At 55.5% G+C, this 16,423-nt stretch carries 16 protein-coding genes and 1 pseudogene; 2 read left to right on the plus strand and 15 right to left on the minus strand.

All coding sequences use genetic code 11. The features are described from left to right. Both AC2FFP_RS16045 and AC2FFP_RS16050 read left to right on the plus strand, forming a co-directional pair. Positions 1–132 (plus strand): annotated as a pseudogene (locus AC2FFP_RS16045) (bifunctional methylenetetrahydrofolate dehydrogenase/methenyltetrahydrofolate cyclohydrolase); the annotation flags it as partial. A 368-nt stretch (positions 133–500) separates the two neighbouring features. Continuing rightward, positions 501–1,085 (plus strand): LytTR family DNA-binding domain-containing protein, encoded by a 585-nt coding sequence (locus AC2FFP_RS16050; RefSeq protein ID WP_496725971.1) that lies wholly within the window; start codon positions 501–503, stop codon positions 1,083–1,085. A 2-nt stretch (positions 1,086–1,087) separates the two neighbouring features. Here AC2FFP_RS16050 and pdeM read toward each other — a convergent pair whose 3' ends face one another. The 15 genes from pdeM to AC2FFP_RS16125 form a co-directional block, all read right to left on the minus strand. Continuing rightward, positions 1,088–1,750 (minus strand): ligase-associated DNA damage response endonuclease PdeM, encoded by a 663-nt coding sequence (gene pdeM / locus AC2FFP_RS16055; RefSeq protein ID WP_496725972.1) that lies wholly within the window; start codon positions 1,748–1,750, stop codon positions 1,088–1,090. A gap of 41 nt (positions 1,751–1,791) precedes the next feature. Further along, positions 1,792–4,203: a ligase-associated DNA damage response DEXH box helicase gene (locus AC2FFP_RS16060; RefSeq protein WP_496844714.1), complete on the minus strand. Its 2,412-nt coding sequence runs from the start codon at positions 4,201–4,203 to the stop codon at positions 1,792–1,794. Positions 4,204–4,243: 40 nt separating this feature from the next. Beyond that, a complete protein-coding gene (locus tag AC2FFP_RS16065) occupies positions 4,244–5,551 on the minus strand; it encodes a DUF8689 domain-containing protein (RefSeq protein ID WP_496725974.1) in 1,308 nt (435 codons plus the stop codon). A gap of 116 nt (positions 5,552–5,667) precedes the next feature. Beyond that, the gene (locus AC2FFP_RS16070; protein ID WP_496740614.1) at positions 5,668–6,213 is read right to left on the minus strand and encodes a prepilin peptidase; all 546 of its coding nucleotides are present in this window, start codon (positions 6,211–6,213) and stop codon (positions 5,668–5,670) included. A gap of 3 nt (positions 6,214–6,216) precedes the next feature. Then, positions 6,217–7,068, minus strand: coding sequence for a tetratricopeptide repeat protein (locus AC2FFP_RS16075; protein WP_496725976.1), 852 nt, complete (start codon positions 7,066–7,068; stop codon positions 6,217–6,219). Positions 7,069–7,098: 30 nt separating this feature from the next. Continuing rightward, entirely contained in the window at positions 7,099–7,680 is a 582-nt protein-coding gene (locus tag AC2FFP_RS16080) for a tetratricopeptide repeat protein (protein WP_496740612.1), read from the minus strand. A 7-nt stretch (positions 7,681–7,687) separates the two neighbouring features. Then, entirely contained in the window at positions 7,688–8,677 is a 990-nt protein-coding gene (locus tag AC2FFP_RS16085; RefSeq protein ID WP_496725978.1) for a type II secretion system F family protein, read from the minus strand. 10 nt (positions 8,678–8,687) lie between these two features. Beyond that, positions 8,688–9,656: a type II secretion system F family protein gene (locus AC2FFP_RS16090; protein ID WP_496725979.1), complete on the minus strand. Its 969-nt coding sequence runs from the start codon at positions 9,654–9,656 to the stop codon at positions 8,688–8,690. A gap of 12 nt (positions 9,657–9,668) precedes the next feature. Further along, positions 9,669–11,114 carry a TadA family conjugal transfer-associated ATPase gene (locus tag AC2FFP_RS16095; RefSeq protein ID WP_496725980.1) on the minus strand — a complete coding sequence of 482 codons (1,446 nt, stop codon included), beginning with the start codon at positions 11,112–11,114 and terminating at the stop codon, positions 9,669–9,671. Positions 11,115–11,138: 24 nt separating this feature from the next. After that, entirely contained in the window at positions 11,139–12,374 is a 1,236-nt protein-coding gene (locus AC2FFP_RS16100) for a CpaE/TadZ family protein (RefSeq protein ID WP_496725981.1), read from the minus strand. Between the two features lie 199 nt (positions 12,375–12,573). Then, entirely contained in the window at positions 12,574–13,197 is a 624-nt protein-coding gene (locus tag AC2FFP_RS16105; protein ID WP_496725982.1) for an OmpA family protein, read from the minus strand. Positions 13,198–13,214: 17 nt separating this feature from the next. Then, a complete protein-coding gene (locus AC2FFP_RS16110) occupies positions 13,215–14,621 on the minus strand; it encodes a type II and III secretion system protein family protein (protein ID WP_496725983.1) in 1,407 nt (468 codons plus the stop codon). A gap of 191 nt (positions 14,622–14,812) precedes the next feature. Beyond that, positions 14,813–15,688: a Flp pilus assembly protein CpaB gene (gene cpaB / locus AC2FFP_RS16115; RefSeq protein ID WP_496881238.1), complete on the minus strand. Its 876-nt coding sequence runs from the start codon at positions 15,686–15,688 to the stop codon at positions 14,813–14,815. 155 nt (positions 15,689–15,843) lie between these two features. Beyond that, entirely contained in the window at positions 15,844–16,059 is a 216-nt protein-coding gene (locus AC2FFP_RS16120) for a hypothetical protein (RefSeq protein ID WP_496725985.1), read from the minus strand. A gap of 91 nt (positions 16,060–16,150) precedes the next feature. Next, the gene (locus AC2FFP_RS16125) at positions 16,151–16,369 is read right to left on the minus strand and encodes a Flp family type IVb pilin (protein WP_496725986.1); all 219 of its coding nucleotides are present in this window, start codon (positions 16,367–16,369) and stop codon (positions 16,151–16,153) included. Between the last annotated feature and the right edge of the window lie 54 nt (positions 16,370–16,423).

The following is a 16,423-nucleotide window of genomic DNA, read 5'->3' on the forward strand; positions in this document are numbered from 1 at the left end:
GCACGCGCCGGCGCCATCACCCCGGTCCCCGGAGGTGTCGGCCCCATGACCATCGCCTGCCTGCTGGCCAACACACTCACCGCCGCCTGCCGCGCAAACAAACTGCCAGAACCAGAAGGCCTCACAGCCTGAGCTATTTTGTTGGGGCGCAAAATGCGCCCTAACGCACCGGTAAATTGTCCAAGCGCCAAATTTGACCATGATGTCAACGGGCTAAATTTCCCCACTTTAAGGTTTGAATGTCTGAATGGCGCGTGGTAGCCGGGATATCCCAGCCGTTTACAGTGTGTGAATGTTAGCTTTCCGGGGCTTTTGGCTGGGCCCCTGAAAGCGGTTTTTGATATGGTATGACTTCAAAGCTAAGACCCATCTTAAGCCTGTGCAGCCCACAACGTGTGGTGGCCGGAGCGTTCTTCCTTCCTATGCTGGCTTACGCTTTTCCGCCATTCCAGATGTCTGATTTGCCATTTGTCATATGCTTCTTATTTTGGTTCGGGGTGATGGGCATCGCTGTGACGTCGACCTGGATGGCCCGAAAACTGATCCGCGAAACCGGGACTGTTCTGAACCTGCCGGTGCGTGACCTGGCAATCGCCCTGTTTGTTCTGCTGTTGTTTATCCCGTCCCTTTGGTTGCTGGGCGTGGTTCTGTTTTCCATTGGGGGCCACTCTGCACCCGGCATCCCGCAGGTTATAGGATACAGCGCCTTGTTTACTGCTGGCCTAATACTGACCAGCCGAGCGGAACGCAAAAGCGCACCACTATCATCCCCGGCACCGCGGCTTGCGCGACGGTTGCCTGCGTCTTTTCAGGGGCAGATTTATCGCCTGAGCTCGCGCAATCACTATGTGGATGTGGTCACATCTGAGGGCACCTTTGCGATCCGGTTACGGCTCTCTGATGCGGTTGGGGAAATGGAGCCCTTGCGCGGGCACTGTGCGCACCGCTCTCACTGGGTCGTGGATGAAGCAGTTGCAGCCACTGAGAAAGTAGCCGACAGAATTTACTTGAAGCTGGTGAATGGTGACCTGATACCAGTCAGCCGGAAGTACAAGCCGAAGCTCGAGGATGATGGGCTGATATGATCTTAGCGTGGCATTGGGATGATTTGCGGATGAGGGCCGGTCAGGATGGCCATTGCCCGGTCGCTCATCAAGTCACTTAGAACCTTCTCGGAACTTCGCAGCCCGCCTGTATAGGTGCCATAGGCCGGTAGGATAAGCCGTGCATTGTCCAGCAAAAACGCCGGGCGTGTGATCGTCCGACCGCGTGCCCTGATGCGGGTTTTGGGATGGTAGTGACCCGAGACTTCACCTTGCGCACCAAGTAGGGCGATATGTCGGAAAACCAGCGGACCCACCGTGTATTCAGCCAGATGTGTTCCGCCCAGATCTATTGGGCCCGGGTCGTGGTTTCCTTCGATCCAAATCCATTGTCGGCCTGCCTGAAGGGCCGTCAACGAAAGCTTCTCGGTGGTGCCCAATGCAGTCAACGCATCCAGATCGTCAAAGCTATCGCCCAGACAGATGACAGTTTGCGCGCCGGTTCTGTCGATGTCTACGGCCAGCCTGGTCAGGGTGTCCTGACTGTCATAAGGCGGAAGTGAGGGACCACCGCGTCGCGCCATACGTTCGGATTTGCCAAGATGCAGATCGCTGACGCATAGCAGGTTCCGGCTTGGCCACCACAACGCACCAGTTCCCAGAGCGCGCAGGTCTTGATCAACAAAGGAAAACGCCAAATCGTTCATGGTACGTTCTTTGCCTGTTTTGACCTCTGGCGCAACCTGATTTACTTCGTGTCCAGTCCCGCAGCCTGTAGCAACCGGGCGCTTTCCTCGGCCAACAGGCGTTCTTCGGCGGCACCTTTGACTGGTACCTTGCCAACCTCCAGAAACAACGGAGCAGCAAGCGGAGAGACCCGATCAAGCCGAACCAGATCGATCCGGTCGCCAATGCGTTCGATCATCGCCTCGATACGCCCAAAATCGACCAGGCCGCGCATTGCTTCCTCGCGGGTGATCTGCATCAGCAGGTGGTCGGGGTCATATTTAAGCAACGTGTCGTAAAGGATGTCCGACGAAAACGTAGCCTGACGCCCGCTCTTGCGTTGCCCGCCTGTATTGCGTTCGATCAGGCCTGCGATTGTGGCAGAGGCGCGAAAAGTGCGTTTCATGACAGCGTTGCCCGCCAGCCATGTCTCAAGCCCGTCACGCAATTCGTCCAGTTGGAACAGAGGGCGCGGGTCGGTCACTGCGTCCAAGCCCCAAATCAGCGTCGCATAGTCGGTGGAAACGAAACCAAGCGGGGCAAGCCCGGTTTCCTCCATCCGTTTGGTCAACAAAAGGCCAAGGGTTTGCTGGGCATTGCGACCGGCAAAGCCGTAAACACAAAGATGTTCACGGCCATCATTGGGGAAACTCTCGATCAGCAAGCGATCACGCTGCGGCAATCGGGACATATCTCGCTGCAGGGCAAGCCACTCGGCTGTGTGTGCAGGCAATTGCGGCCAGTCGGTTTGAGCGAACATGCGCAGGATACGATCGCTGAGTTGGGTCGAGGTCGCGAACTTTGTACCCGAGAACGTGGCGATCTTGGGTTTCTTGTCGGCCCGACGGCTGACCTCGACCACCATTTCTCGCAGCCCCTCATAGCGGACGATCTGCCCGCCTATCAGGAAGGTATCTCCGGGCGTCAGAGAGGCTGCAAATGCCTCCTCGACCTCACCCAGCGGTTTGCCCCCACGATTGCGCTTTAGGCGGACTTTCAGCGTGTCAGTGTCCTGTATCGTGCCCAGATTCATGCGAATACGCTGTGCAGCCCGCGGGTCTCTTAGCTGCCATTGGCCGTCGGGGCGCTGCAACAGCCGCTGCCAGCGATCATAGGCGCGCAGCGCATAGCCACCGGTTGCACAGAAATCCAAACAGGCGTCGAACTCAGCGCGGCTGAGGTCAGAAAATGGCCCTGCTGTTGTCATTTCGGTGAACAGGGCGTCTGCATCGAACGGGCCCGCCGCAGCGGCGATGAGCATATGCTGGCACAACACGTCCCTTGGGCCCCGTCCGCGCGGTTCGCCATCCAGATCATGCGCCTTTGCAGCCTCCAATGCGGCGACGCACTCGACCACTTCGAACCGGTTCGCTGGCACCAAAAGGGCTTTGGACGGGGCGTTGTAGCGGTGGTTGGCACGACCAATCCGCTGCACCAGACGCTTGACGTTCTTGGGCGCGCCAATCTGGATCACCAGATCCACATCGCCCCAGTCGATGCCCAGATCCAGACTGCCGGTGCAAACAATGGCGCGTAGGTCACCGCGGACCATCGCAGCCTCGACCCGTTCGCGCTGTTGCCGATCTAGGCTGCCGTGGTGAATGCCAATGGGCAGCCCGTCATCATTGGCAAGCCAAATGTTGTGAAAGAATATTTCGGCCTGCGCGCGGGTGTTGTGAAAGATAAGCGTGGTTTTGTGTTGTTTGATCTGATCCAGCACCGCAGGGATCGAATAGGCCGCCCCTCCACCGGACCAGGGCGGCATCTCTTGCGTCTCAAGCATTCGGATGTCGGGATCGGGGCCGGGGTCTGCCTGAATGATCTGACATGGATCAGGGTTACGGGCCAGAAACTGTGCGATGGCTTTTGGGTCTTCGACTGTGGCCGACAGGCCGACGCGTCGCAGGTCAGGGCACAAGCTTTGCAAACGGGCCAGCGCCAACATCAACTGATCGCCACGTTTGCTTTCTGCCAGGGCGTGAATCTCGTCCACGATCACGCGCTGTACCCCTGCAAACATCCTTGGCGCATCCTCGTAAGAGGTCAGCAAAGCCAGGCTTTCAGGCGTGGTCAGCAGGATATGTGGAGGGTCCACGCGCTGCCGTTTCTTTTGCGTGGCCGTGGTATCGCCTGTTCGGTCTTCAATGCGAATGGGCAGACCGATTTCATCCGCCGGGCCGCGCAGGTTGCGGCGAATGTCGGCGGCCAACGCTTTGAGCGGCGAAACATAGAGCGTATGCAGGCCGGGGTGATCATTTTCCGCCAGTTCGGCCAGCGTCGGCAGGAAACCGGCCATCGTCTTGCCACCGCCGGTTGGCGCAATGAGCAAAGTGGCCGGGTCCGCAGCCCGGTCAAACATCTCTTGCTGATGTGGGTGGATGGACCAGCCTTTGGTGTCAAACCAAGCCGTGATCCGGGCGGGAATCTGCGTCATGAACGCAGACTACCCGGCCTGTCCCGGAAATGGCACGGCGTTATTTTACGATAGTCTCGTCTTTAACGAACATGTTGGCCCAGGCCCTGTCAATCAGGTCGGGGCTCATCTGATAGGGGATGCCCTCGAACTCGCAGATCGAGATCATCTGGTCGATCAGGAAGATCGGCTGATAGTTGGCGTAGACGTTGTTGATGGTCGGGTATTTGACCTTCAGCAAATGCACCAGAGCGGATTCATCCAGCGGCATGCCGCGTTTTCGCGCCACCATTGCGAAAATTTTCAGGAAGTCTTCTTGAACCGGACCACCGATCTTGATCTTGAAGAAGATCCGGCGCAGGGCCGCTTGGTCGAAGATCTCGTTCGGGTGGAAGTTGGTCGAGAAGATGACCAATGTGTCAAAGGGAACCTCGAATTTTTCGCCTGATTGGAGGCCAAGAATATCCTTGTTCTCTTCCAGAGGAACAATCCAACGGTTGACCAGCGCTTGTGGCGGTTCCTGCTGACGACCAAGGTCGTCCACGATAAAGATGCCGCCGGTTGATTTCAGTTGAAGCGGCGCCTGATAGGTGCGTGCAGTCGGGTTGTAGACCAAATCCAGCATGGAAAGCGACAGTTCACCGCCCGTTACAACGGTCGGGCGTTCGCATTGAACATAGCGTGTGTCGAACCGTTTGCGGCGGCGGAGACTGTTGGGGTCATCTGCTTCCTGCTCGATCGCAGTGTGGACGATCGGGTCATAAACGGTGATGACCTGACCGGCATACTCGATGGCACGAGGTACATAGACGTTGTCCCCTAACGCGTCGCGAATACCGTTCGAGATTGAGGACTTACCGTTTCCCGGAGGGCCATACATCAGAATGGATCTGCCAGCGCTGACCGCGGGGCCCAGATGGTCCAGCAGGCTGTTGGGCAGAACCAGATGCCCCATGGCGCCCGTTAGCTGATCGCGGGTCACTTGAATATTTCGGATAGACTGACGCTTGACCTGTTCCCGGTAGACGTCCAGCGGAACCGGCATGGCGCCGAAGTACTCAGATTGGCTCAGCGCGTCCAGAGCGCGGGCTTTGCCGGCATCGGTAAGCTGATAGCCCATCTCGTTGCCACTGTTGGCGTTCAGTGTGCCGGTCGCTTCGAGCAGCTTTTGTTCGCGGGCAATGTCCACAAGTTCTTGCGTGACCGCACCTGGCAAACAGACCGCTTCCGCGATTTCCGTGACCGTATCCACGTTCTTTCGGAATATCGTCTTAAGCAGAATGTCCCGCATCATCACGATGGGCAGTTTCATTTCGGCCATACCCTTAGGGGCAGGGGGGGCCATAACCGAGGTCGTCTGCATATTCATGAGCGTTGCCCGTCTATCCACTAATCACGCCAAAAGCCCCACACGGGCCACTTGCCTAAAATCTTAACCTGGTTTGTGTCAGCACCAAGGCACTGAAAAGGCGGACTGATGATAGTTTATGAGCCGGAAACAGTACCGAGAATCAGATAGATCGCCAGGCTGGCCCCCAACGGAAAACCCATCGGGAATTTCTTGCCCCGATCCCAGCTTTCCCAGTCCGGGGCAATTGCCCTAAGGCGCGTGTGTTTGGCCAGCCGATGTGTCACATATGCACCAAGCATGGCACAAGTGGCGATCAGCGTCATAAGCAGATAGTCACCGGCCCAGACAAAGGCCGAGGCGGCCGCTAGAAACTTGGCATCACCTGCGCCCATAACCCCAGCCGCGTTGAGGAGGATGCCAAAAAACAGAACGACAAAGATGTGCAGCAATTGCCATAGATAGGGCGGCAGCGTCAGGGCAATCGGACCAACGCCGCCGGTCGTCCACTCGGTGGACCAAGGTGGCAGCACAATCAATCCGACAACAGCAAAAATCGCGACCAAAGCGATCACGGCGTGATTTTTGATCAACATGCTACGCAGATCAGTGAAGGCTACGTACAAGCAGATCGGCAACACAAATGGCAAAAACCATGCGGCTGCCGTCGCAGGGATATTCATGAATCAGGCCTCTTCAAGCGCGCGAAGCGATCGAACGGCTTCCTCATAGTGCTGCGGGTGGGTTGCAATGGCTTCGCGGAACAGGTTCTTGGCCGTTGTGATGTCGCCTTGCTTGATTGCAGAAATGCCCATTGTATTCAGTAACATGGCCCGCTCAACCTGTGTCAGAGGAACAACCGGCATGTTATAGTTGCCCTGCGCGGCCCGGGCCAGCACAAGGTTGTTCTTGGCTGTGAACAGCGATTTGTCCTGACGGATAGCTTCAGAAAACAGCCTTTCCGCATCCGCGTAGTCACCGCGTGACAGCTTGGAGTAGCCCCAGTTGTTCATAACGCTGCCAGGGCGCGTGGTCAGACCGACGGCTGTTTCGTAAAAGTGATCTGCGCGTTTCCAGTCTTTGCGAGAGTCTGCAACGACCGCCTCAAGGCGGTAACGTTGGAATGTCTCATAGGTTGGAGGAACAGAATCCAGCGTCGACTTGGCGGTCGACCAGTCACCTGCGCGGACCGATGCCGCGGCGTATTCGACCCGGTCGACGTTGCTCGCGCCCTTCATGGTTGTCACTTTTTTCCACGCCGAAGCGGCCTCGGTCGTGCGTTTGGCGCGCGTAAGAGAAATCGCGAGGCCCCGTTGCAGGTCGATCCGGCCGGGGTTTTTTGCAGCAGCACCTTTGAAATAGGTCACAGCCTCGTTCGGGTCAGCCGCGGTCAGAAGAACCTCGCTCAGGTTGGTTTCGTCAATGACGTCCACCTCCTGATAGGTGCGTTCGACCTTTTCTTCCTCGGTTTCTTTTTCGCAGGCGGACAGGACCATCCCGCAGATTACCATCGTTGGAATCAAGAATTGCTGGCGCATTTTTTGCGTCCCTTACTGCTCTTGCCAATGTTACGGGAGCTTGCGCAGCTTGAATTGCCCGTCGCCTTGCTGCTCCAGTGTATATTCTTGTTTTTCCGGGGTAGTATTAACAGGATTTTCCATTTTTGCGAGTGCTAAGCGTAGATTGTCCAAGATTGCGTCACTTTCGCCATTGTCCAAAGCAAAGGCGCGCCGGAACATCTGTTCTGCCTCGGGGTATTCGGCCTTTTCCATCAGCACAACACCAAGATTGTTCCACGCGATAGGCCAGTCAGGCTCATCCTCAATTGCGCGGCGCAGCAGTTCCTCTGCCTGCCCTAAACGCCTGAGACCCAGGTTCGCAGTCCCCATTGAGGTCAGGAGTTCCGTTGTCATCCCCTGATCCAGCGCGGCACGAGAAAAGGATGTCAGCGCCAGCTCATATTCGCCCGATGCCATCAGCCGGTTTCCGACTGTAACCGGATCAACAGCTTCGGCCTTAGGGTCGATGCCAGGAGCATCCAGATCGTTCGAAAGGCCTGTTTCTGTACAAGAGGCCACCATGGCAAGAACCAAGGTGGCCTGAAACGTGCGGCGTAGCCTAAACCGGATACACCTGAAATTTGAATTCATCGGGACGTTATCCACCGGATCCACTGTTTGCAAAGTCCGCGATGCCTTTTGCCGAGGGGCCGACCAGAATGACCAGCAACGGCGGCACCGTCAGTATCATTGTGGCAAGTGTCATTTTGGTTGGCAACTTATTCGCTGCCTCTTCGGCGCGCATCACTCGTTTGTCACGCATTTCACCGGCATAAACCCGCAGGGCTTCGGCTATTGATGTACCAAATGTGGCCGACTGGATCATAACAGTCACGAACGAGCTGACGTCCTGAACACCGCAACGTGTGCCAAAGTCTCTGAGAACGCTGTCCCTGTCCTTACCTGCCTTCAGTTCGTGCGCGACGACTTCGAACTCTAGGGCGATATCCGGGTAAGAGACTTTCATCTCAGCCGCGACCCGAACGATTGCCTGATCCAGCGACTGACCGGCTTCCACGCAGACCAGCATCAGGTCCAGAGTATCGGGAAACCCTGCGACGATGGCTTCTTCTCGCTCGGCAACGCGTCGCGTGATCCAATAGCGGGGGAGGAAGTAGAACGCACATGCCGGGATCAAGACGCGGGTGGCCGTTTGAGTCGGTGTGAATTCTTGGCCACCGGAGAAAACCGTGACCAACAGAACACCAATCGCGACCCCGACCAAACCAAGGGCAAATTGGGCAAAGTGGAAAAAGCGCACCGCGTCCTTGGATTGATACCCCGCCTGGCGCAGCTTGAGTTCCATCGCGGACAGCTCTTCCTGATTCTGTGGTTCCAGGAAGTTCGCAAATTTCTGAAGCTGCTCGTTGCGACTGGCTTGTCGCAGTTTGTCCTTGTTGCCTTTCTTGCCTTCCTTGGGCGCTGCATTTGAACGTTGCAGTTTCTTGAGAGGGTCCTCTGGTTGGTTCAACATCAGTGGCACGGCCACCAGAATCATAAACAACCCCAGAACACCAACCACAATAAGTGGTCCGAACGGCCCCAAATGCTCGGTCAGGACTTCATTGATTTGGGTCAGAAATTCCATACTCAAGCCCTCAGACTTTGATGTTCGTAAGAATGCGCATTACGATCAGGTTCAGTGTCAGCATGATGCCTACAAAGAAGCACATCGGAATGAACCACTCGTGGTCAACAACCTCGTCATAGTAGCCCGGATCTTTCACCAGAATGAACAACAGGCAGAAAAGGGGGAAGCCAGACAGAAACTTGCCGGACCATTTAGCTTCGGCAGTGATCGCCTTAACGCGCCGGAACAGGCGAAATCGAGCACGGATAACTTGGGCCAAGCCCGCCAAAATTTCCGCCAGGTTACCGCCTGCCTGTTGTTGGATTCCGACAGCAACAGACAAAAAGCGCAAATCTTGCATCCCCAGACGTTCTGCCATGTCCTTTAGGGCTTCACCCACGTCACGGCCATAGGCGCATTCGTCAGCGATGATACCAAATTCCGTTCCAAGCGGATCCTGTACTTCGCTCGCAACAATCTGAATTGTTGAGACAAATGGGTTACCAACGCGAAGAGAACGAACCATCAGTTCAACGGCGTCGGGTAGTTGTTCCTCCATCAGGCCCATACGTTTCGAGGCTTTGTGGTTCACCCAAGCATAGACACCCCCGACACCGATCCCAATCGAAAGCGCAATCCGCAATACGGTATCCGTGGCCGTCCCGATACTTAACCCAACATAAGCAAAGCCTGAAACCAGCACCATGATCATAACCAACTGGCGTGGCGAAAAGGCGATTGCGGCCTTTTGCGCCTTGTCGGCCAACAGCGAATAGAGCGGGATGCTCTGGGTTTTCATATGCTGCTGCATTTCCTTGCGCAGCTGTTCCAGGACCTGCTCGCGTCCGACGCCTTTCTCAAGCATATCCAGACGCCGGTTCACGCGGCTGTTCAGGCTGATGGACTTGCCAAATGCCACAAGATAGATGCCCTCGACCAGGAGAAGAACTCCGACGAAGATCACAACATAGATAAGAGCCTCTACGGGCAGTTGCATATCCGGATCTCCTTAGACGGTCGTAGGTTCGTAGATGGATGGAGGCAGATCAAAGCCCCACAAGCGGAAGCGTTCGGAATAGTGGCTGCGCACACCGGTCGCGGTGAAATGGCCAATGATTTTGTTGTCCGGCGTTAGACCAACGCGTTGAAACTTGAAAATTTCCTGCATCGAAATCACGTCACCTTCCATCCCTGTAATCTCGGTGATCGAGGTCATCCGACGCGAGCCGTCCTGCAAGCGGCTGGCCTGAACGATCAGGTTCACAGCTGATGAGATTTGGCTGCGGACCGCTTTGAGAGGCATCTCGATTCCGGCCATTGCGATCATGTTTTCGAGACGCGAAATCCCGTCACGGGCCGAGTTGGCGTGGATCGTGGTCATCGAACCGTCGTGGCCGGTGTTCATAGCCTGCAGCATGTCGATCACCTCGGCGCCACGCGTCTCGCCAACGATGATGCGGTCAGGACGCATACGAAGAGCGTTTTTAAGACAGTCGCGCGGGCTGACTTCGCCTTTGCCTTCGACGTTAGGGGGGCGGCTTTCCATCCGTCCCACATGGGTCTGTTGCAGCTGAAGTTCCGCCGTATCCTCGATGGTCAGGATGCGTTCGGCGTCATCAATAAAGCTGGACAAGGCATTCAGCGTCGTCGTTTTGCCCGAGCCTGTACCGCCCGAGACGATGATATTCAGACGCGTTGAAACAGCTGCCTGCAAATAGGCGGCCATTTCTTCGGTAAATGCGCCGAAATTGACCAGATCGTCGATGGCCAGCTTGTCTTTTTTGAACTTACGAATGGAAACAAGCGACCCGTCAACGGCGATAGGTGGCACCATTGCGTTGAAACGCGACCCGTCAGCTAGGCGGGCGTCGACATAAGGGTTGGATTCATCGACCCGACGACCCACGGCGGATACGATCTTGTCGATGATCCGCATCAGGTGCTTTTCGTCCTTGAACGTGACGTCGCTGATTTCTAGCTTGCCGTGCCGCTCGACAAAAATCTGCTGAGGGCCGTTTACCAAGATGTCGTTGACGCTGTCGTCTTGAAGCAGCGTCTCAAGGGGCCCCAGACCAGTGACTTCGTCATACAGTTCCTTGTTTAACTGCGACCGGTCTTCGCGGTTCAGAACGATATCACGAGATTCAAGGATTTCGCTCGAGATTGCGCTGATTTCTGCACGAAGTTCAGATTCTCCGGCCTTTTCAAGTGCCGCAAGATTCAGGTTTTCCAGCAGTTCCCGGTGCATCTCGATCTTGATTTCACCCAGGCGCTCTTTGCGCTTGCGATCCCGGTCCGAAGCGACCGGTTCAGCGGCCTTTTTTTGGATTGGGCGACGGGCGACGGCGTTTTCAGTGGATGCTTTTTTCGGAGCAGGCGTTTGTGCCGCAGCCTCAGGCGTAGGAGCAGCCTCGACCGGCTGCGCTGCTGGCTGCTTCTTGTATCTTGAAAACACGGCGACTACCCCTCTGAAATACGGTTACGCGGCCTCGGCGCTGCTGCTGCCCAAACTGTGAAGCGATTTTGCAAGTTTTGCGATTTCCCGACGCAGCGGGTTTTTGGCGGCGGATTTGGCCAGCGGCAATCCGTGATCACCGCTTTGCATGACGGGTTTGCCACCATCTGGCAATTGCAGGTCAATTGAAATGCCCAGGCTTTCGCCCATTCGCTTGACCCGGCCTTTGCCATTCAAGTCAGTGAATTTCGGGGCTCGGTTCAGAGCGAACCGGAGCTTGTTGAACGGCAGTTCCTCGGCCTGAAGGGCGCGTTTCAACCGCAGCGCGTTCTGAGCGGATCGCATATCCAGCTCGATCATGGCAAAGTACACATGTGCAGCCTGAAGAACCGTTTCCGACCAATGAACAAGGGTTGTCGGCATATCGACAACCACGTAGTCGAATTTCCTGCGGGCTATTTCGATGACGCGCTCGATGTCTTCGGGTGTGATCAGGTCCAACGGAACCATATCGGACGGTGCAGTCAGGACCTCAAGCTTTTCCTCATAGGTTTGTAGGGCCTGCGAGAAGACATCGTCGTCCATCGAGTTTGTGTCCGACAGCATCTCAAATATGGTTTCGCGTCGGGGAAGGTCCAGATAGGTCGACACGCTGCCGTATTGCAGATCCAGATCGATGACGCACACAGAAGGTGCCTCTTTGTCTGACGCAGTTGCCAGCTCCCAGGCGAGATTGACCGCCATAGTCGTTGATCCCACACCGCCTGCCAGCCCATGGACCACAAACAGCGCGCCTTCCTTCGAATCACCGTGAGCGGCAGGAGCTGTCGCAACCGCAGTCGCTGCTACCGGCTCAGGTTTGTTCATGCGCTCGATGGCTTCCTGCAGCTCTCCCTCGGGAAGAGGGTAGGGGACAAACTCGTCCGCGCCCTTGCGAAGTAGTTGGTGCAGAGATGCAGGTGTGACGTCTTCGGCGATCAGTACGATCTTGATCTTTTTCTCTTTGGCCTGCGAGATGATCTCGCCCATCAGAGAAAGGTTGTCCTCATCTTCTCCGTCAATGGCAAGCGCAACGAATTCAAGGCTTTCCGCCTCAGGTTGGCTGAAAAAAGCCAGGGCTTCGGCGAAGCCAAGGTCGCCCCAGCGTTCGCCCAAAATGGTTTCCATGTCCTCGATCAGAAGATCAAAATTTTGGACGTCACGGCTGATCGTGCAGGCCAGAATGGCAGTTCCGTCATCATGCGTTTTGGCGCTTGTCATTCACACAATCCTCGTCGTCTGGGCCTGCTCACTGCCCGAACATGTCTGGTTCGGTTCAGTTCGCTGTTGCCCGGTCGCGGCCAATTCGGGCCGCACTTCACCTAATTGTTGAAAAGATGGCTTGGAACTTAGGCAAGATTTTGGCGCAAAAGAACCAATTGTAGGGAAATGGGCGACGATGCCGCCCATTTCTTATGGATTATTCATCACTGCCGCCAGCATCGTCGCGCTGGATGTAGCTTTCCCTCGTGGCGCTTTCGACGTATTCGCGGTACACGATTTCGGCGTATTTGCCATCCAGAACCAGCGGATTGCGATCCAAAAAGCCCGACACTTCGGTGACCGTGCGCCTGTTGCGGCGATCTCGGTTCGGAGTGTCGATCAGAGGCCGCGTTTTCCCGAAGGAAACTACAGCTTCCAAACGCGACCGCGAGATCCCTTGCTGCGTCAGGAATGCAACGGCTGCGTTTGCACGACGTTGCCCAAGCGACTGGTTATACCCGGTTGAGCCAACGGCATCGGTATGGCCGTAAACGCGGAACCGTGCTTCGGGGAACTGCTTGATCCATGCCGCTTGCCGCAACAAGACCCGCTGCGCCTGAGCGTCCAGCTGAGAACTGTTAAACGCAAAATTGATCTGCGTTGGCACTTCTGCGGCAAACCGCTGGCCCAGGATTTGTGCGTATGTCAGCTCACCGTTCATGACCTGAACGTTGTTTAGAGTTGCGTTGCCAAAGGCGCCTTGGTCAGCTTCGTACCCCGCTTCACGTGTACACGCGGCAACGGCGACCGACAGACCCAGTGTTATGATCCACTTTTGCATTGGTCCTATCCTCTCAATCATTCCAGGATGTAGCCGTATGAGCTGCCAAAGTCCTGTTTGGCGACTTCAGACGCAGCACCCGAACCAACGCGTGTGGTTCGCGCCGTTCTTCCGTTCAAGAACAGGTCAAACTCGCTAGGCGGTTTGACGCGGTCTGTCGGCAGGGCCAGGGCTTCACCACGGGTGGGTGATACCAGATGGGCTGTGACGATGATAACCAGTTCAGATTGCTGACGCTGGTATTCCGCGCTGCGGAACAAAGAACCCAGTACAGGAATGTCGCCGACCCATGGGATTTGGCTGTTCAGGTCTGCGAAGTTGTCCTGAATCAACCCTGCAATCGCAAAGCTCTCTCCGTCTCGCAATTCAACTGTCGTCTTTGTTTGACGTGAGATAAAGGTAGGCACGTTGTTGCCTGCAATTGAGAAGTTGGAGTTCGGGTCAATAGTTGAGACCGATGTTCCTAACTCAAGGTTAATCAGATCACCATCCACCACGCGAGGGGTAAAGAGAACCTGCACACCGAAGTTCCGATATTCGATTGCAATGTTGCCGTCATCCGCAGGAACAGGAATCGGGACTTGGCCACCCGCCAGGAATTCAGCTTCCTGACCTGACAGGGCTGACAGGTTGGGCTCTGCAAGAGTACGGGCGAGCCCTTTGGTTTCGAGCGCCTCCAACAACAAGCGTACCTGCGTTGAACCGGCACCAAAGCCAAACAGGATGGCACCTGTATTTGTCTGCTGGAAGGGAATTCTGTCGGCGAGGGCGTTCGCCAAAGCGCCTGCACTGTTCAGGGTGTTGAAGCCGCCCGTAGCGTCACCGCCGCCAAAGCCCAACGATGCAGTCAGACTTTTCGCAACCGACCGATTCATTTCGGCAAAGCGAACTTTCAGCATAACCTGTTGAACGCCGCCAACGGACATCAGGTTCGAAACCCGCTCGGGCGCGTAACGTTCTGCAAGCTCCAGAGCACGGGCCAATTTGGCCGAGCTGGAAATCGTGCCAGAAAGAACGATGCCGTCGTTGGCAGTGCGCACTTCGATTGGCTCACCCGGTAGAATCTGCCGCAATCTCTCTTTGAATTCAGACACATCCGGCGAAACACGGACCCGAACATTGGCCAGCAGGTTGCCAGCCCCATCGAACAAAGTCAGCGTGGTCAGGCCAGGTGCCTTACCCAAAACATAGATGGTACGATCAGAAAGCGACGAAATGTCAGCGATGCCTGCGTTGGCAATGCTGAGTTCCGCAAAAGGTGTTTCGCTTTCAACGACGATTGCGCGGTTCATCGGAACGTCCAGCGTTTCCGCCGTACCGTTCTTAACCACGCGAAGTGTTTCAGCCTGGACAGCAGTGCTGGCCGAACTGATAACTAACGCCAACCCCAGAAGGGTTGCGTTGAACCAAGATTTTATTTTCATGTGACCTGCCTCTCCGATCACGCCTCGTTTTAGGTCTAATGCCTTATGTGCGGTAACACTGCGCGAATTACGATTTTATTGCAATAATCAATGGTTTCTGGAATTTTCCTTATGTGGGTAATGCGCAACATTCGAAACGAAACAAGCCGCGCTGATGGCGCGGCTTGTGGCTTTAACGTTTTGATTTCGCGCTAGTTTGTGCAGGGCGTTATTATTCCGGTATCGACGATTTCGCCGCCACGACGCGCCTTAACCGTGCAAATCTGTTTCTCGACTTTGACGGGTGCGGGCGCTGCTTCTTCGATTCCCAGGAGTTTTCTTTGGTCCACTTCAATCGCAGTCGCAATAGTCTCATCTTGTGCACCGACCAGCGCCAGTGACAACCGCCCGGTGTTCTGTGCCTGGGCGAGAGCGGCGACCTGTTCCGGGGTAATAGCGACAGTAACCGTCCTGGCAATAGTTGTGCCGGTCACGTCCGATCCTGCGGTCTGATCAATTGCGATAAGTTCGATGTTGGTCTGGATTAGACGTGTGATCTCTCCCTCGCCGCCAGTACCTCTTAGGGATCCGGTCCAGTAAACGTCGACGTTATCGCCTGGGCGCAAAAAGCCAGATACACCAGATGCAACATCTACACTGATTGCGAAGGCGCGCATGCCTTTCTCAAGACGAGACGTAAGGCCGGCCGACTCACCGGGTTGGGTAATTTTGACTTCCAAAAGGGCTTCGTCTTTTTCGATTGTACGAAGGATAAACCGCTCGCCCCTCCCATCCGTGGGAAACAAAACGGCCATATCCGAAAAAGTCCCTTCGGGAATCGCGTCCTCAGGCCACTGCACGATGCGTACATCTTCCGGCGCAAGACGCTCCCCATACTTCATGGCCCGGTTAACGACCGTGACAGGGACTGTTGGAATGGTCTTAACATTTGCGAGCGCGTTTTGAGTCGCCAATCTTTCCCGTTCAAGTTCCGCTTGGGTTTGACTGATGTAGTCCCTTGCCAAGTAGACGGCCCCACCGGCCAAAGCGACCCCAACAATCAGGACAAGTCCAAATACTAGCCGCATTCGCGTCCCCTCTTAGTTATTCGATTTGGTTAGTTCGTCAAAGATTTACGACGAAGATCAACACTGATCTAAAGGGAGATTGTGTCGAAAAGGGGGACAATATTTGAAAATTTTCGCGTCCAATAATTTTTTTGGACATTTAAGCAATTGCGAGTTCACGAATCCGGTGCGTCGAAACGCACGGAAATTTCGTCAGCGACATCGATCCCACTCAGGGCTGCACCTGATCTGGCATCCAGGTCTCGGACTGGTTGATGAAAAACAACGAAAACACCGGCGGCAATTCCCACGATTGCGGCTGTCAAAACCACCCAGTCAACCGTCACGGCCCCGTCTTCACGTTTGCAGAATAGGATCGTTCTTTTGAACATATCGTTTCCAATGCTGGGCCATGAAAAATTACGGGGCCGAGTCAAACAACCCAGCCCCGAGAAAAATAGTCACAAAGACTAAGCGCTTAGATTAAGGCGTGGTCGGCGGAGTGACAGGGATCGATGAAGCGGTTTTGGTCGCCGCGTCGGACAGAGTCGCACCTACTTTGTTCGAAACAGCCTGAGTGCCGGTACCGATTTGGGTATAGGCGACCGATGCCAGGCCAACGATTGCTGCGGTCAGAACGACCCAGTCTACTGTTACGGCGCCGTCTTCGTCTTTGCGGAAGTTCTTGATGAACTTGATCATGTTACGTCCCTCCTAAAGGATCTAAAAAAGTCTATTAAACCTCGGCGTCTATCA

Source organism: Ruegeria sp. YTSC004, from assembly GCF_059609805.1.

Bases quoted from the DNA above. Each gene is read 5' to 3' on its own strand.
- AC2FFP_RS16050 (WP_496725971.1), top strand. From the start codon at position 501: ATGGGCATCGCTGTGACGTCGACCTGGATGGCCCGAAAACTGATCCGC.
- pdeM (WP_496725972.1), bottom strand. From the start codon at position 1,750: ATGAACGATTTGGCGTTTTCCTTTGTTGATCAAGACCTGCGCGCTCTG.
- AC2FFP_RS16060 (WP_496844714.1), bottom strand. From the start codon at position 4,203: ATGACGCAGATTCCCGCCCGGATCACGGCTTGGTTTGACACCAAAGGC.
- AC2FFP_RS16065 (WP_496725974.1), bottom strand. From the start codon at position 5,551: ATGAATATGCAGACGACCTCGGTTATGGCCCCCCCTGCCCCTAAGGGT.
- AC2FFP_RS16070 (WP_496740614.1), bottom strand. From the start codon at position 6,213: ATGAATATCCCTGCGACGGCAGCCGCATGGTTTTTGCCATTTGTGTTG.
- AC2FFP_RS16075 (WP_496725976.1), bottom strand. From the start codon at position 7,068: ATGCGCCAGCAATTCTTGATTCCAACGATGGTAATCTGCGGGATGGTC.
- AC2FFP_RS16080 (WP_496740612.1), bottom strand. From the start codon at position 7,680: ATGAATTCAAATTTCAGGTGTATCCGGTTTAGGCTACGCCGCACGTTT.
- AC2FFP_RS16085 (WP_496725978.1), bottom strand. From the start codon at position 8,677: ATGGAATTTCTGACCCAAATCAATGAAGTCCTGACCGAGCATTTGGGG.
- AC2FFP_RS16090 (WP_496725979.1), bottom strand. From the start codon at position 9,656: ATGCAACTGCCCGTAGAGGCTCTTATCTATGTTGTGATCTTCGTCGGA.
- AC2FFP_RS16100 (WP_496725981.1), bottom strand. From the start codon at position 12,374: ATGACAAGCGCCAAAACGCATGATGACGGAACTGCCATTCTGGCCTGC.
- AC2FFP_RS16105 (WP_496725982.1), bottom strand. From the start codon at position 13,197: ATGCAAAAGTGGATCATAACACTGGGTCTGTCGGTCGCCGTTGCCGCG.
- AC2FFP_RS16110 (WP_496725983.1), bottom strand. From the start codon at position 14,621: ATGAAAATAAAATCTTGGTTCAACGCAACCCTTCTGGGGTTGGCGTTA.
- cpaB (WP_496881238.1), bottom strand. From the start codon at position 15,688: ATGCGGCTAGTATTTGGACTTGTCCTGATTGTTGGGGTCGCTTTGGCC.
- AC2FFP_RS16120 (WP_496725985.1), bottom strand. From the start codon at position 16,059: ATGTTCAAAAGAACGATCCTATTCTGCAAACGTGAAGACGGGGCCGTG.
- AC2FFP_RS16125 (WP_496725986.1), bottom strand. From the start codon at position 16,369: ATGATCAAGTTCATCAAGAACTTCCGCAAAGACGAAGACGGCGCCGTA.